The 13,791-nt window shown below is 46.2% G+C and carries 12 protein-coding genes and 1 pseudogene; 5 read left to right on the top strand and 8 right to left on the bottom strand.

Translation table 11 applies throughout. The annotated features are described in order from the left end of the window. Positions 1 to 176 (top strand): annotated as a pseudogene (locus QUA77_RS24030) (IS630 family transposase); the annotation flags it as partial. A 64-nt stretch (positions 177 to 240) separates the two neighbouring features. Then, positions 241 to 1,590, top strand: a complete 1,350-nt coding sequence (locus QUA77_RS24025; protein ID WP_333452961.1) for a 16S rRNA (cytosine(967)-C(5))-methyltransferase — start codon at positions 241 to 243, stop codon at positions 1,588 to 1,590. A gap of 23 nt (positions 1,591 to 1,613) precedes the next feature. Here the strand turns inward: QUA77_RS24025 and QUA77_RS24020 are convergent, their stop codons facing one another. The 7 genes from QUA77_RS24020 to QUA77_RS23990 form a co-directional block, all read right to left on the bottom strand. Further along, positions 1,614 to 4,193 carry a penicillin-binding protein 1A gene (locus QUA77_RS24020; protein WP_333452964.1) on the bottom strand — a complete coding sequence of 860 codons (2,580 nt, stop codon included), beginning with the start codon at positions 4,191 to 4,193 and terminating at the stop codon, positions 1,614 to 1,616. A 239-nt stretch (positions 4,194 to 4,432) separates the two neighbouring features. Further along, positions 4,433 to 5,443, bottom strand: a complete 1,011-nt coding sequence (gene chlG, locus QUA77_RS24015) for a chlorophyll synthase ChlG (RefSeq protein WP_333035306.1) — start codon at positions 5,441 to 5,443, stop codon at positions 4,433 to 4,435. Positions 5,444 to 5,876: 433 nt separating this feature from the next. Beyond that, positions 5,877 to 5,939 carry a hypothetical protein gene (locus QUA77_RS24010; RefSeq protein ID WP_333035485.1) on the bottom strand — a complete coding sequence of 21 codons (63 nt, stop codon included), beginning with the start codon at positions 5,937 to 5,939 and terminating at the stop codon, positions 5,877 to 5,879. A gap of 131 nt (positions 5,940 to 6,070) precedes the next feature. Further along, positions 6,071 to 6,775 carry a helix-hairpin-helix domain-containing protein gene (locus QUA77_RS24005; RefSeq protein ID WP_333035307.1) on the bottom strand — a complete coding sequence of 235 codons (705 nt, stop codon included), beginning with the start codon at positions 6,773 to 6,775 and terminating at the stop codon, positions 6,071 to 6,073. Positions 6,776 to 6,913: 138 nt separating this feature from the next. Next, complete coding sequence (locus QUA77_RS24000; protein WP_333035309.1) at positions 6,914 to 7,261, bottom strand: NINE protein; 348 nt, start codon at positions 7,259 to 7,261, stop codon at positions 6,914 to 6,916. Positions 7,262 to 7,355: 94 nt separating this feature from the next. Further along, positions 7,356 to 7,568, bottom strand: a complete 213-nt coding sequence (locus QUA77_RS23995; RefSeq protein WP_333452959.1) for a hypothetical protein — start codon at positions 7,566 to 7,568, stop codon at positions 7,356 to 7,358. A gap of 352 nt (positions 7,569 to 7,920) precedes the next feature. After that, the gene (locus QUA77_RS23990; protein WP_333452957.1) at positions 7,921 to 9,513 is read right to left on the bottom strand and encodes a CPBP family glutamic-type intramembrane protease; all 1,593 of its coding nucleotides are present in this window, start codon (positions 9,511 to 9,513) and stop codon (positions 7,921 to 7,923) included. 215 nt (positions 9,514 to 9,728) lie between these two features. On the opposite strand from QUA77_RS23990, the gene QUA77_RS23985 reads away from it, so the two are divergent. Further along, positions 9,729 to 11,090, top strand: coding sequence for a histidine phosphatase family protein (locus QUA77_RS23985; protein WP_333035316.1), 1,362 nt, complete (start codon positions 9,729 to 9,731; stop codon positions 11,088 to 11,090). A gap of 276 nt (positions 11,091 to 11,366) precedes the next feature. On the opposite strand, the gene QUA77_RS23980 is transcribed toward QUA77_RS23985, so the two are convergent. After that, the gene (locus QUA77_RS23980; RefSeq protein WP_333452955.1) at positions 11,367 to 11,510 is read right to left on the bottom strand and encodes a hypothetical protein; all 144 of its coding nucleotides are present in this window, start codon (positions 11,508 to 11,510) and stop codon (positions 11,367 to 11,369) included. A gap of 18 nt (positions 11,511 to 11,528) precedes the next feature. Between QUA77_RS23980 and QUA77_RS23975 the strand changes: the two genes are divergently transcribed. Beyond that, positions 11,529 to 12,842, top strand: a complete 1,314-nt coding sequence (locus tag QUA77_RS23975; protein WP_333452953.1) for a dihydroorotase — start codon at positions 11,529 to 11,531, stop codon at positions 12,840 to 12,842. Positions 12,843 to 12,964: 122 nt separating this feature from the next. Beyond that, the gene (locus QUA77_RS23970; protein WP_333452952.1) at positions 12,965 to 13,720 is read left to right on the top strand and encodes a 4'-phosphopantetheinyl transferase superfamily protein; all 756 of its coding nucleotides are present in this window, start codon (positions 12,965 to 12,967) and stop codon (positions 13,718 to 13,720) included. The last annotated feature ends 71 nt before the right edge of the window (positions 13,721 to 13,791 follow it).

Here is a 13,791-nt window from a genome sequence, read left to right as displayed (position 1 = left end):
TAGCCCGGACTACAACGCGAGTTGAGTTGGTATGGCATTCGGCTAAGGAATATGTTGCTAATAGATTATTTGAATCCATTGAAAAACTAGAGTCACTGTTAAAGAAATTGTTAAATGAAGGAGAACTAATTATGAAATGGAACCGAAAAGTAAAAAACAAAGGTAACGCGAGTTAATGCAGTTTAGATGTTTGACAGCTTATACACTTAACATTGTGTAAGTCCTTTTATGTAATATGTTATGCAAAATCCCCGCCAAATAGCCTTTCTCGCACTCCGCGAAGTCCACCGCCGAGGTGCATTCGCAGATGCCACACTCGATCGCGCTTTCAGCAATTCTCAACTCAACGACCTCGATCGGCGTTTAGTGACAGAATTAGTTTACGGTAGCGTCAGGAGAATGCGATCGATCGACTTCATCATCGACAAACTAGCAACAAAGAAATCCTCCCAACAACCGCCCGAACTCCGTACCATCCTACATTTAGGGTTATATCAACTCGAATATCTCAACCAGATTCCCCCCTCCGCCGCTGTCAACACCACCGTTCAACTAGCAAAAGAAAACGGATTTTCAGGACTCAGCAGTTTTGTCAACGGTTTGTTGCGCCAATACATCCGTTTAACAGATAACGGCTTAAATCCATTAACAGTTACTAATTATAAATCAACCGTTGAACGCCTAGGAATTTTGCACAGCTTCCCCGAATGGCTGGTGAAATTGTGGATAGAACAAATAGGCGAAACCGAAACCGAACAACTCTGTGAATGGTTCAACCAATCTCCCACAATAGACCTGAGAATCAATCCTTTAAAAAGCTCGATCGCCCAAATCGAAGCTGCCTTCAAATCCCACAACATCTCAACTAGCAGAATCCCACACTTGCCACAAGCATTAAGACTAAATGGCAGCATCGGCGCAATTCAAAACCTCCCCGGATACAGCGAAGGTTGGTGGACAATCCAAGACAGCAGCGCTCAATTAGTCACCCATTTACTAGGGCCCCAGCCAGGAGAAACTATCATCGACGCCTGCGCCGCACCGGGGGGAAAAACCACCCACAGCGCCGAATTAATGCAGGATGAAGGCACTATTTATGCCTGCGACAAAACCGCCAGCAGACTCAAAAAACTTAAAGAAAATGCAGACAGACTCCAGATGAAATCCATTAAAATTCATACCGGAGACAGCCGCCATTTCCCAGAGTTTGTTAACCTTGCAGACAGAGTTTTACTAGACGCACCTTGTTCTGGCCTGGGAACCCTCCACCGCCGCGCCGACGCCCGCTGGCATCACACGCCCGAAAACATTCAACAACAATCTCAACTGCAATCGGAATTACTAGCAAATGCAGCGACATTTGTCAAGTCCGGCGGCGTATTAGTTTATGCAACTTGCACCATTCATCCCTTGGAAAATGAAACAGTTATTCGATCGTTCTTAGACAGCAATCCTCACTGGCAAATAGAACCGCCAACAATTGATTTACCCGTACAGCCATCACCCGAAGGATGGGTGAAAGTTTGGCCGCACAGACATCACATGGACGGCTTTTTTATGGTGAGGCTAAAGCATTTGAAAAAGCAGTAAAGTCCTTACTCCAAACCGATAGTTTAATATCCCGGTTCTTGATAAGCAGGTTCTTCATAAGCAGGCTCTTGATAAGCAGGTTCTTCATAAGCAGGTTCTTCATAAGCAGGCTCTTGATAAGCCGGCTCTTGCGGTGGGTAATACTTCGGTTCAGGATTAGGATTGTAAGGCACGATCGCACCATCCTCATTCACAATCATCCCCCGAATAATCCTCTTAGGCTCCACCGGTTTCGCCTTAATACTGCCTTTGCGGCCCTCTAACTCCGGCAACTTCGGAAACTTCTCTACCGGCATTCCCTTAACAACTTGACTCATAAAATCGCGCCAATTATAGGCCGCCGTACCGCTAGTTCCCCAGGTGGGATAATTGTCATCATTCCCCAACCAAACGCCAGTCACTACCTGCGGAATGTAACCAATAAACCACAAATCCCGAACGTTTTCCGAAGTACCAGTTTTGCCTGCTACAGCGCGATCGTTTAAAGCAGCAGGCCCCCCCGTACCGTCTTGCACAACGCCCTCCAACATCCAAGTAGTAATCGCAGCACTATCCTTATCCAAAACCCGCTTCGGTTTAAATTTAGCCTGATAAATCACATCTCCCCGCTGATTAATCACCCGCTTAATTCCGTGGGCTTCAATAAAATTCCCTTGGGCGGCTAAAGTACCGTAAGCATTAGTTAACTCCAGCAAATTCACCTCTGAAGAACCCAAAGCCAGGGAATAAATCGGACTCAATTTAGACTTAATCCCCATATCGTTGGCTAATTTTATCGCCGGTTCAAACCCCACATCCATCAACACCTTCACAGCTACGACATTCACCGAGCTCGTCAAAGCATCAGAGATCGATCGCCAACCGCTAAATTTTTTGCCATAATTATTCGGTTGATAGCCGTCGATAATAATTGGTTCGTCTTCGTAACTGTCATAGGGAGAAAAACCAGCCGCCATCGCTGCGGCATAAACCAAGCCTTTAAACGTCGATCCGGGCTGCCGCAAAGCCTGCGTAGCACGGTTAAATTGACTTTCCTTAAAATTTCCGCCACCCACCAGCGCCTTAACTTCGCCAGTCTTAGTGTCCATAGAAACTAAAGCGGCCTGTTCAAAACCCTGACGGCGGCCATCAACTTCGATCGCATCTTTAACCACCTTTTCCGCTATTTTCTGCCACTTCAAATCCACCGTCGTCTCGACAGTCAAACCGCCCGCTTCCAAAGCATCCTGAGAAACATAGCGCGGCAATTCCTTCCGAATGTAACTAGCAAAATAAGGCGCCACTACATTAAATCGCTTCGGCGGACTTGGTTTAACCGCTATAGGTTCCGCCATTGCCTCCTTCGCCTGAACCTCTGTAATGACCTTCGCTTCCTGCATTTCTTGTAGCACAAGATTGCGGCGTTTCTTAGCCATATCCGGATTAACTAAAGGCGAATATTCGCTCGGTGCCGGCGGCAAACCCGCCAAAGTTGCCATCTCTGCCAAAGTTAATTTATCGACTGTTTTGCTAAAGAAAACCAAAGCTGCATCTGCCACTCCGTAGGCATCCGAACCCAAATAAACCAGATTTAAATATCTTTCTAAAACTTGGTCTTTACTCAACTCCCGCTCTATTTTCTGAGCTAAAAGAGCTTCCCGAACTTTCCGCCTAATACTTCTTTCCTGATTAAGAAAAACCACCCGAGCCAATTGTTGCGTAATTGTACTGCCGCCCTGCACTAAATCTCTCGCTACCAAATTAGAAACAATCGATCGCACAATACCTTGATAATCCACCCCGCGATGTTTGTAAAAACGGCGGTCTTCTATGGCAATAAAAGCTTGAACCAACTGTTCAGGAATTTCTTTAAGTTTCAGTTTATCTCTAGTTGCAGGCCCCGACTGCAACAAAATCGTATTATCTGCCGCCTTAATTGTCAGCGTTCCGTCGCGGTTAAACGCTGACAAATCGTTAACATCCGGCAAACCTTTGTCTAAGGTATACAAAATCCATAAACCGTAGATTAAAGCGCCCCCGCCTATACTGGCAACACCTAAACTTATCCAAAATCTAGGCGGGCGGGAGATCCGTTTTTTAGTATTTTCCTGCGGTGCGCTCTTTTCCTGTTGTGCCGTATTTATCTGCAGTTCGGTGTTATGCGATTCGCTATTTTCAGGCAATTCGCTACTATCCGATTTTTGGGGTGATTTAGTTCCCAGCAAACTTGATCCCGGCCGCAACAATTCTTTTCCCTTGGTTTGCAAGCTGGTAACTTGAGGTTCAATTTCCAACCAAGCAATTAAGCGCTTCAACCCTTCCCACTCGCGCTTGACTATTGGATATCTATCGTATTCTGGTTCTAAATATTCTGATTCTAAATATTCTGATTCTAATTCAGACTCTTCTAGAGGTGCAGCCTCTTCTGATACCACATACTCCGATCTTTCCGCCGTTGTCCCTCTATAAAATTCCGCCTCCGACTTCGGCGAGTTGAGCTTATTGCCCTTCGCAGGCTTCGGCGGTTCTCGATCGGAATTACCGCTTATTGCGTTAGTGACTTTGCTCAATGTATCTTTGATATTTGAGAAAAATTCTGCCACGTTCAGACCTTCAAACCTCATCAAGTCCGATTAAAAATTAAAAATTTAAAAAGCTAGCATTCTTAAATTCTTAATTTTTAATTCGACATTTTTTATTGAATAACACGCTGCCTTGAATTAGATTTTTTGAATTAAAAACTTTTTAATTCAAAACTCCAAATTCAAAACTTTTCTTAACGCTGCAGAGCTTGGTATTTTTTTGAGAAGTGAATTATATTTTTTGTATTCAAAATTTTTTAACTCAAACCTCAAAACTCTGCTTAACTCGCATGACCCAGTGCCAAGGCTGCTACCAGCATACCCAAAACCAGGAAAGGCTGAGCACTTGCCTGATATTTAACATCATTTTCCAGGGGATTACGCAAAAAGTACATATCCTGAAAAGTAATTTGGGGAATTATCAGCAGTAGCAGAATGACAGCGTAAAGGTTTTGGTGGATGCTGATCAGGTAGCCTGCAATCCCAGCTTGAAATATGTCGATCATCAACACGCAAATCCAAGCTGCGGTGCTAATGCCAAACATCACTGGCAAAGATTTTAACCCTAATTGCCGATCGCCTTCCACACTTTTGAAATCATTGACGATCGCAATCCCCAGCCCTGCCAAACTATAAAACAGGGTCAAGATCATAATGGTGGGATCTAGTGTACCAAACAAAGCTTGACCAGCCCACCAAGGCAGGGCAATGTAGCTAGCACCCAGGGCATAATTTCCCAACCAGCCATTCTGCTTGAGTTTCAGCGGGGGCGCAGAGTAGATATAAGCTAGAAACGCGCCGCCGAGAGTCAAAACCGTCATTATTGGGAATTCATGACCCGCCCACAAGTCTAGAGCATAAGCCACCCCAATGCCAGCCGCTAATAATACCAAAATTTGCGTTACTACTTGGGGAATCGAGATAATACCGGAGGGAATCGGACGGTAGGGCTCGTTGATGGCGTCGATGTCGCGATCGTAAAAATCGTTCAAAGTTTGAGTGTACCCGGTCAGCAACGGCCCTGACATCAACATACAAGCTGCTGCGATCAAGAAATTCTCTAGGTTCCAAACATAGTTTCCAGAAGACGCCGCCCCGCACACCACGCCCCAAATTAGGGGAATCCAGGTAATCGGTTTCATCAATTGCAAGCGAATCTTCCAGATGGAAGTTTCCCCGCTAGCGGCCCCTTTCATGCCCAACAGTTGCCTAGTTTTGGCACTGCGGTTTTCGGTAGCAGCACTTTCCGGTGCTGCTTCTGGGGAGATTTGGGATGGAGGAGAGTCAGACATAATTTGATGTTAGCGGTACTGCTACTATTGTGTCGTTTTGCATTTCAATAATAATTCAGATAGCTTACCACTGATATTTAAGGCAGATTCTTGAAAACTTACCCTGGTTTGGAGTTGATGCTAGGGAAAAGTACGAGTTTCACAATATATTCAAATATCATTATTTTTCGTAAATGTCAAGAGGATAAATACTTTTTTTATAATTTCGCTGAGCCCGCCTGCTGGGGGAGATTTTTGCCAGCAGGTGCATTTAATGTCAATTACCAGGAGGCGATCAAGTTTTTTGCCATACTACCCTTGAATCATCTCATCTGGCAGAAAATCAATCCATTTTAGATTTTATATTTTAGATTTTAGAAATGCTAACGCTTCTTTGATCCAGTTTAAATTGCCATTTAAGCAAGTGCAGAAGAATTACCACCAGATTACTCTCTCAACTCCGGCGTTCACTTTGCCCCATGTCTTCTATTTCTGCAATCAGATTTTCCCAGTTAATCTTTTAAAACTCGCGAACCCGCAACTTTTCCACAGTGGTTTCCCTCCATCTCAGGTAATATGTATCATACAAGTTTTGTCGGTCAACTTCTAATTTTGTTGGCATAAGCGTTTGGTGCTAACCACTGCAAATTAACAAATATGGCGATAGGAATCAAAAGGCAGTCCCGTCCGTCGCTTGACTTCGACAACTGATTTGTAAGCGCCTTTTCTCTGCCTTTCTCTAACTATTTTTTCCGCAACATATCGATCTAAACCGCTGGCGATTAACTCTTCCGGCGAAAGAATATTTAACCGTTTCCAAGTAAACTGCGATTCTTTTTGATAATTGTAGCTGAAGCAAATCATCGGGGCGATTCGTCTGACGTGACTTTCGGGAACTCCGGCTATTTGTGATAACTCTTCGGCGTAGGTAAAAATGTAGCCTTCGTTTTGCAAAGATTCAATATCGTTGGCGTAGACGATCGGCAAACCCAAGATTCTGACCATATCGTCTTTGGTACACTCGTTAATATCTATTTTGCCGCGCACGTTTGCCAGTTCTTCGGCATTCGTCGCACTCGCCGGAACCAGTAAACCTCTGGGTGCGGTTTTGATCAGATAGCGCTTTTTCAAACTAAAAGCAGTGACAATTTGAGCAATCCACACGATCGTACCCAAATTAGCTGAAGAAGATACCGCTAGTGCTGCTAAAGTAATGCCAACACCCCATCCCATCCAACTACGAATATTTGACTTTTGGCCTGCATAGGCGATCGCCAATCCGCCGAAGTAGGGAATAAAAGAATACCACACCCAGTTTGGAGTTTGACGCAGCCAGTATAAATCTTGAGACACTTTAATTTTATCCTTAAATAGCTGTGATCTCACACTTACTTATTTCACTCCCACTTTTTTAATAGTGGGCTTTCTTCTTCCTTCTTCCTGACATCCGTTACATCCGTTACACAATCCGTTGCCGAACTTCCTTCTTAATTACAATTCTCGCAGCAATTTTTGGCGTTTTTCTTCATATTCTTCGGCGGTAATTGCGCCCATATCGTAAAGTTTTTTCAATTCGCCGATCGCCCCGGTTACATCTTTTGCCGCTCTGAGGACATACCCAGATGGCAACGTGCCGCCATTGTACTGAACCTGAAAAGCTTGTTCCGACATCAGCAGCAGCCCGAGAAAATCGAAAAACGCGATCACGAACGGAATTAATGTCCCAGAAAATAGCAAGTATAATACCCCTGCTAAGTTATTGCCCAAATAAAATTTGTGAATTCCGAAACCTCCTACAAAGAAAGCTAACAGAACTGCTACGGTTTTATCTTTTACCATTTTTACTTTCCCCAGTTTTTTATTTTAACTTCCGCCATCGACTTTGAATGCACGACCTTGAACAATCGAGGTAAGTAATTTTACTAAATTTTACTCATTTGTGTGGTTTTTTGCGAAACTTAGACATCGCAAAATACAGTAGAACTATACCGGCTTGAGCTTGTAGAATGACCAAGTAGCCTCTCAAGAAATAATTTAGTTCGCTGCCTGAATTGAGAGAAAATATTAAAATGCCCAAGGCTGCGTAGGGTGCGAAACGCATCCAACTCGGCGTTCCATCTAAGTTGTGGCTGTTCAAATTGCTCATGGGTTTAAGCCTCATCCTAAATTAAAATTTAGCTATAAATTAGCCGGATTGTCAACTTCCGCTTGGTGCGATCGCCCGGGTGAGTCTCTCAATCATCAGCCGACAAGATATTACTTCCATGTTAAACCCTGTTTTTCCGCTCAAGTAAGGAACCGGGGACCGTCGAGCTGGAGCTGTGGCTGATATTACAGATTAGGGTGAAGCCGCCCCTAATGAAATTCCGGTTATTTTACCGGACTACATATCAGGGGCGCACCGAGCACCCTACTGCTGTTTTTGGCAAGAGTCGATCGCCCGCACGAAAACTGTCAAAAAAACTCGGTTAATTCACAATTATTAACAACCGTCCGAATTAACTTGCGCCGCCGCCCAAAAGAAACAGACTCAGGAGAGTACCGCTGTTCCAAAGACTGTGGAGAAGCATAGGAGCAAGGAGATTGCGAGATCGCGTGTACACAAACCCCAAAACCGCACCCAAAGTCGCCAAAGGCAGAATCTCCGAGACACTCAAGTGAGCCACAGCAAACAAGAAAGCAGAAGCTGCGATCGCCCCCCAAACAGGCAAATAGCGAGTCAGAGAAGGCAGCAGAAAGCCCCGAAACACGATTTCCTCAAAAACCGGAGCCGCGATCGCAGCAGTGCCGAAAAACACCACCAAAGCCACGTTGTCCCTACCTTCGAGAACGATCGGCAAAATAGGATTACTGCCACCTTGTCCCTGCCACAATTGCTGATTAATCAGCGACACCAAAACTACCAAAGGCAAAGCAACAAAATAGCCGCCAAAACCCCACAAAAACCAACTTCCCCGCCAATTAACCCGGAACCAACTTTCCGGCAAAGGCAAAAAAGATTTGACCGAAAAATACAGTACCGAAAGCCCCCCACCCGACAGCAACAAATAAGTAGCAAAGATATAAAAAGCCTTGTCGCGCGGGTTAAAAGTAGCTGGATTGAGTTTTAAAACAGCCAGAGAAACTGGCAGTAACAAATAGGGAATCAAGATTTGGCCGACAAAGAAAAAGCCGACCACAAGTACCTGCCAAACAATCTCGCCGTCCCAAGGCACATCCCAAGTCAAGCTCGCATTTCGCGCCAAAACCGGGCCGGAACCTGCTGTATCTAACTGCTTCCGCTGCAACAACCACTGCACGGTCAAACCAACCAGCAAAACCGTGCCAATACAAAGTGCGATCGCCGGAACGCCAACTATAATTGCCAACTTTTCTACAGCTTGCTCTGCCGTTACTTGCTCTGCTGCTTGCAGCGCCGCCAGCTCTTTAGAACGTTCTTGCAACTTGTAAAGTTGAGCGAGAGCGCGATAGCGAAACCAGCCATCCAAAGACTTTTGAATGCGCGGCTCGGCATCCGGCAGCAGTTGAGCCGGATTGCTCCAAATTCCCGTTAAAACTTGAGCAGTTACCACCGAAGAATCGTCATCACTTTTAGTTTTGTAGCGCTCAACTAAATTTTTCCAAGTTTGGAGAGCTGCCTCAGTTTTGCCACTGCTTGCCTGCAAAATTCCCAATCGCAAGTCAAGTTCGTTTAGCAGCGCTGACTGTTGCTTGATAGACTCTGACGCCGCCTTATTTTGAGCTAAATTCAGAGTATTATCAGCAGACTTGGAGGCGATGGCAGACTGAATTACTTTAACTTGTGATTGAGTTGTTTCGAGAGTTTTGCGAGTCGAGTCTCGCGCTTCTTGATATTGCGTCAAAGCCGTATTTAAAGGATCTGCACCGACAATATTGTTGCGCGCCGAACTTAAATTAGCACTCTGATTATTTTCTCCTTGCCACTCCGAGGCGTGCAGCAGCAAATTTGTCTGGTAGAGCTCCAGCCGGCTTTGAATTTGCGGCTGATTCCAACTAGCAAGTAAAGATAAACCGACCATGGCGATCGCGATCGCCGTTAAAATACCTAAAATAACCCGCTTCAGTGTCATTCCTCGTTTTCCGTCCCGCGCGAATCCGTGGCTAAGTCTTTTCCGTCTCTAATCATAGGCGTTTGCAGCCGAGAGTATCCCGACAACTGGTAAAATTTCACTGGCTCATCTTTTTGACTCGCCTCGCACCCGAAGACTGGGTAAGGCGTGCACCGCGCACCCGAAGCGCGGTAACAGGCTAAATCTAAAATCTAAAATCTAAAATCTAAAATCGAATGACTCGCATTATCTTAGTCCGTCACGGCAAAAGCACCTACAATCAAGAACGCCGCATCCAAGGCCGCCTCGATAAATCAATTTTGACAGAAGCAGGCCGCAGCGCCGCCCTGCAAGTAGGCGACACACTCAGCAGTATCGCCTTTGATGCCGCCTATACCAGTCCTCTACAACGAGCCAAAGAAACAGCGGAAATCATCCTGTCGCGCTTGACAAATCCGCCACAACTCCAACCAACTGATAATTTGATGGAAATCGATTTGCCTCTGTGGGAAGGAATGCTGCGCCAAGATGCGATCGACAAATTCCCCGAAGCATATCAGCAGTGGCAAAGACAGCCAGACAAATTTTCCATGAAACTGCCATCTGTGGATGGCGAAATCGAACACTTCCCCGTATTGGCAATTTTTGCTAACGCCCGTCATTTTTGGCAAGAACTTTTATCGCGCCACCGGGACGGCACAATTCTAGTAGTAGGTCATAACGGAATCAACCGCGCTCTCATCGCTACAGCGTCGGAAATTAACCCGAATTACTACCAATCTATTCAGCAGTCAAATTGCGGCATTAGCGTCCTTAATTTTGGATATTCCCCTGTTACCACCGACGAGCCAGGAGAGCCAAAAAAGAAAGTTCCGGTTCAATTAGAATCCCTGAATTTAACTTCCCATACCGGGGAAATTTTTCCCAAACCGAGGGACGGACACCAAGGCCCGCGCTTGTTGCTGGTGCGTCACGGCGAAACAGACTGGAATAAAGCAGGTAAATTTCAGGGACAAATTGACGTGCCTCTCAACGATAACGGCCGCGAACAATCCCGGCGGGCGGCAGAATTTCTCAAGGATGTAAAATTAGATTTTGCTATTAGCAGTTCGATGCTACGCCCGAAAGAAACTGCGGAAATTATTCTCAAATATCACGGCGGTTTGCAACTAGAACTCCGCGACGAGTTGAGAGAAATTAGCCACGGACTTTGGGAAGGAAAGTTTGAATCAGAAATCGAACAATCCTATCCGGGTTTGCTAGCAGAATGGAAAACATCTCCTGAAACAGTGCAAATGCCCGAAGGAGAGAATTTGCAGCAAGTTTGGCAGAGAGCGATCGCATCTTGGCGAGAAATCGTACAATCTGTTTCTGGTACTGGGATTGTCGTTGCTCACGATGCCATTAACAAAGCGATTCTCTGCCATCTATTCGGTTTGGAACCCGAACATTTCTGGAAATTCAAACAAGGAAACGGAGCCGTTAGCGTGATTGATTATCCCCACGGCCCCGATGGTTTGCCGGTATTGCAGGCAATGAATGTCACAACTCATTTGAGCGGCGGCGTTTTTGACAAAACAGCAGCCGGAGCACTGTAATCGGTAAATTGCTGAGCGCGAACCCGTAGATGTATTACCGGTCTGCTGTTTGACGATTAGGCCTTCGCTCCCCCCTAGCCCCCCTTCTTAAGGGGGGAAAAGAAGCCTTCTCAAAGTCCCCCTTTTTAAGGGGGATTTAGGGGGATCGAGACTCGTGTCAAAGCGAAATTTATCAAAGCTTTTAGGCCTAAGTTAACACCACTGCCCACCGCTACGAGTACCCACCTGAAAAAGGTTTTAATTTTTATAGCAACTGCCAAGATGGTTAGGAAGTTCTTAATTACTAAAACCCTTGCTTTTATTCCTTCTTCCTTGTTCCTTCTTCCTTCTTCCTTCGTGTCCTTCGCGTCTTCGCGGTTCCATCTTCCATCCATCCGTTACATCCGTTACAGAATCCGTTGCCGAACTTCTTTCTTCCATATATTTAAATCTTAAGTTATGAGCCGCGAACTGCTACAAAATGTACGAGTGCTAGATCCAGTTTCAGGGAGCGATCGCATCGCTGATATTCTGATTGCTGAAGGTGATATCAAAGCAGTTGAGGAAAAAATTGCTGAGTTTCCCGCTGACACGGAAGTGCGGGATTGCCGGGGACTGATTTTGGGGCCGGGGTTAACTGATATCTACAGTCACAGCGGAGAACCGGGTTTTGAGGATCGGGAAACCCTGGAATCTTTGATGCAGGCTGCGGCGGCTGGCGGTTTTACGCGAGTGGCGATTTTGCCGGATACCTCGCCGCCTGTTGACAATTTGGCCGGTTTAGCTTTGTTGCAGCAACATATCCGCAATTTGTCTCCCGGGCTGCCCCGCTTGTATTATTGGGGAGCGCTGACAGCGGGCGTGAAAGGGCAGCAGATGGCCGAGTTGGGCGAGCTGGCCTCCTGTCAAGTGGTGGGTTTTGCAGACGGTTTACCGCTGTCTAATCCGGCTCTGGTGAGGCGTTTGCTTGAGTATATCCAGCCTTTGGGCAAGTCTGTGGCTTTGTGGCCGTGCGATCGAACTTTGGCAGGAAAGGGCGCGGCGCGGGAGGGTGCGGTGTCGGTGCGGTTGGGTTTACCAGGAATTCCGGCGAGTGCGGAAACTTCGGCTTTGGCGGTAATTCTGGAGTTGGTGGCATCTGCGGGCACTCCGGTACACATTATGCGCGTTTCTACAGCGCGCAGCGTGGAATTGATTCGGGATGCGAAGGCGCGGGGTTTGCCCGTGACTGCGAGTGTGACTTGGATGCACTTGCTGTTGAATGTCGGGGCAATTTCAGGCAACTCTCAAGATTCCGGCGGAAAAAATGCTCTGACTGCTTCCTTGCCCTACGATCCGAATTTACGCCTAGAACCGCCGTTGGGCAATCTCAGCGATCAATTAGCGTTGATTCAAGCTGTGAAAGATGGGGTAATTGATGCGATCGCGATCGACCACAACCCGCATACTTATGAGGAGAAAACTGTGGCTTTTGCTGATAGTCCGCCCGGGGCGATCGGCTTGGAATTAGCTTTGCCTTTACTGTGGCACGGACTGGTAGAAACTGGCGATTTTTCGGCTTTGGAACTGTGGCGAGTTTTGAGTACCCGGCCGGCGGTTTGTCTCGGACAAACCCCCGCCACGGTTGCACCGGGAGCCTCTGCCGAGCTGATTTTGTTCGACCCGCAAATGAGTTGGACTGTTGATGGGTCAAGTCTGAAGTCGCGATCGGCAAATACGCCTTGGTTAGGACAGCAATTAGCGGGAAAAGTTGTGCAAAGCTGGATTTATTGACCCTTGCGATTGAAATTCATCTGTTGTAGAACAGGCATCTTGCCTGTTTCTCAAAGTAGAACAGGCATCTTGCCTGTTTCTGGGAATGCTGGATCAGGTGACTCAGAAAAGAAGATAAATACATGATTGCTGCTTTTGATTCGTGGAAGTCCCCACCGCAAAACCTGACATTGGATCTGGGCGAAATTCATGTTTGGCGTGTCTCTCTGGCTCAAACAGAATCTTGCTTGCAGAGTTTACAACAGACTCTCTCTACAGACGAGCGGACAAAAGCCGAGGGTTTTCACTTTCCCAAAGGTCGATCGCAATTTATTGTGAGTCGTGGCGCACTCAGAGCGATTCTGAGTCGCTATCTTAACATAAATTCTCACATTTTGCGCTTTGACTACAATCCCTACGGCAAACCCTCTCTCATCGCCGCCCAAGGGGGAAATACCCTCCGTTTCAATTTGTCTCACTCAGGGAACATGGCTCTAATTGCGATTACCAAAAATCGAGATATTGGTGTCGATATTGAAAGCATAAATCCCAACTTTCCTTGCCTGGAAATTGCGGAAAAGTTTTTTTCACCATTAGAAAATTCTGTCTTGCTTTCGCTTCCAGAACATCTTCAATCCCGCGCGTTTTTCACCTGCTGGACTCGCAAAGAAGCCTACATTAAAGCAGTTGGTAAAGGACTTTCTATACCCCTGAATCAGTTTGATGTCAGCCTCGCACCAGGAGAACCTCCCGCGCTGTTAAATGTTGAAGACAACCCCGAAGAAGCATCGAGATGGTCTTTAATGGAATTAATTCCGAGTTCTGATATGGTGGCGGCTGTTGCGGTTGCAGGAGATTGCTCGAAACTTCATTGTTGGCAGTGGACGGGGGAGTTTTGATTTATACTGAGATGTTGCACCATTATCAATAAGCTTTTTATCAACAGGCTTTTCGGCCTGTTCCACAAGAA

Source organism: Microcoleus sp. K5-D4 (assembly GCF_036704575.1).
Classification (GTDB): Bacteria; Cyanobacteriota; Cyanobacteriia; order Cyanobacteriales; family Microcoleaceae; genus Microcoleus.
Note: the sequence above shows the minus strand (reverse complement) of the source record. Positions and strands in the feature narration are given on the sequence as shown.

Bases quoted from the DNA above. Each gene is read 5' to 3' on its own strand.
- QUA77_RS23980 (WP_333452955.1), bottom strand. From the start codon at position 11,510: ATGGAAGAAAGAAGTTCGGCAACGGATTCTGTAACGGATGTAACGGAT.
- QUA77_RS23975 (WP_333452953.1), top strand. From the start codon at position 11,529: ATGAGCCGCGAACTGCTACAAAATGTACGAGTGCTAGATCCAGTTTCA.
- QUA77_RS24020 (WP_333452964.1), bottom strand. From the start codon at position 4,193: ATGAGGTTTGAAGGTCTGAACGTGGCAGAATTTTTCTCAAATATCAAA.
- QUA77_RS23990 (WP_333452957.1), bottom strand. From the start codon at position 9,513: ATGACACTGAAGCGGGTTATTTTAGGTATTTTAACGGCGATCGCGATC.
- QUA77_RS23970 (WP_333452952.1), top strand. From the start codon at position 12,965: ATGATTGCTGCTTTTGATTCGTGGAAGTCCCCACCGCAAAACCTGACA.
- QUA77_RS23995 (WP_333452959.1), bottom strand. From the start codon at position 7,568: ATGAGCAATTTGAACAGCCACAACTTAGATGGAACGCCGAGTTGGATG.
- QUA77_RS24000 (WP_333035309.1), bottom strand. From the start codon at position 7,261: ATGGTAAAAGATAAAACCGTAGCAGTTCTGTTAGCTTTCTTTGTAGGA.
- QUA77_RS23985 (WP_333035316.1), top strand. From the start codon at position 9,729: ATGACTCGCATTATCTTAGTCCGTCACGGCAAAAGCACCTACAATCAA.
- QUA77_RS24025 (WP_333452961.1), top strand. From the start codon at position 241: ATGCAAAATCCCCGCCAAATAGCCTTTCTCGCACTCCGCGAAGTCCAC.
- chlG (WP_333035306.1), bottom strand. From the start codon at position 5,443: ATGTCTGACTCTCCTCCATCCCAAATCTCCCCAGAAGCAGCACCGGAA.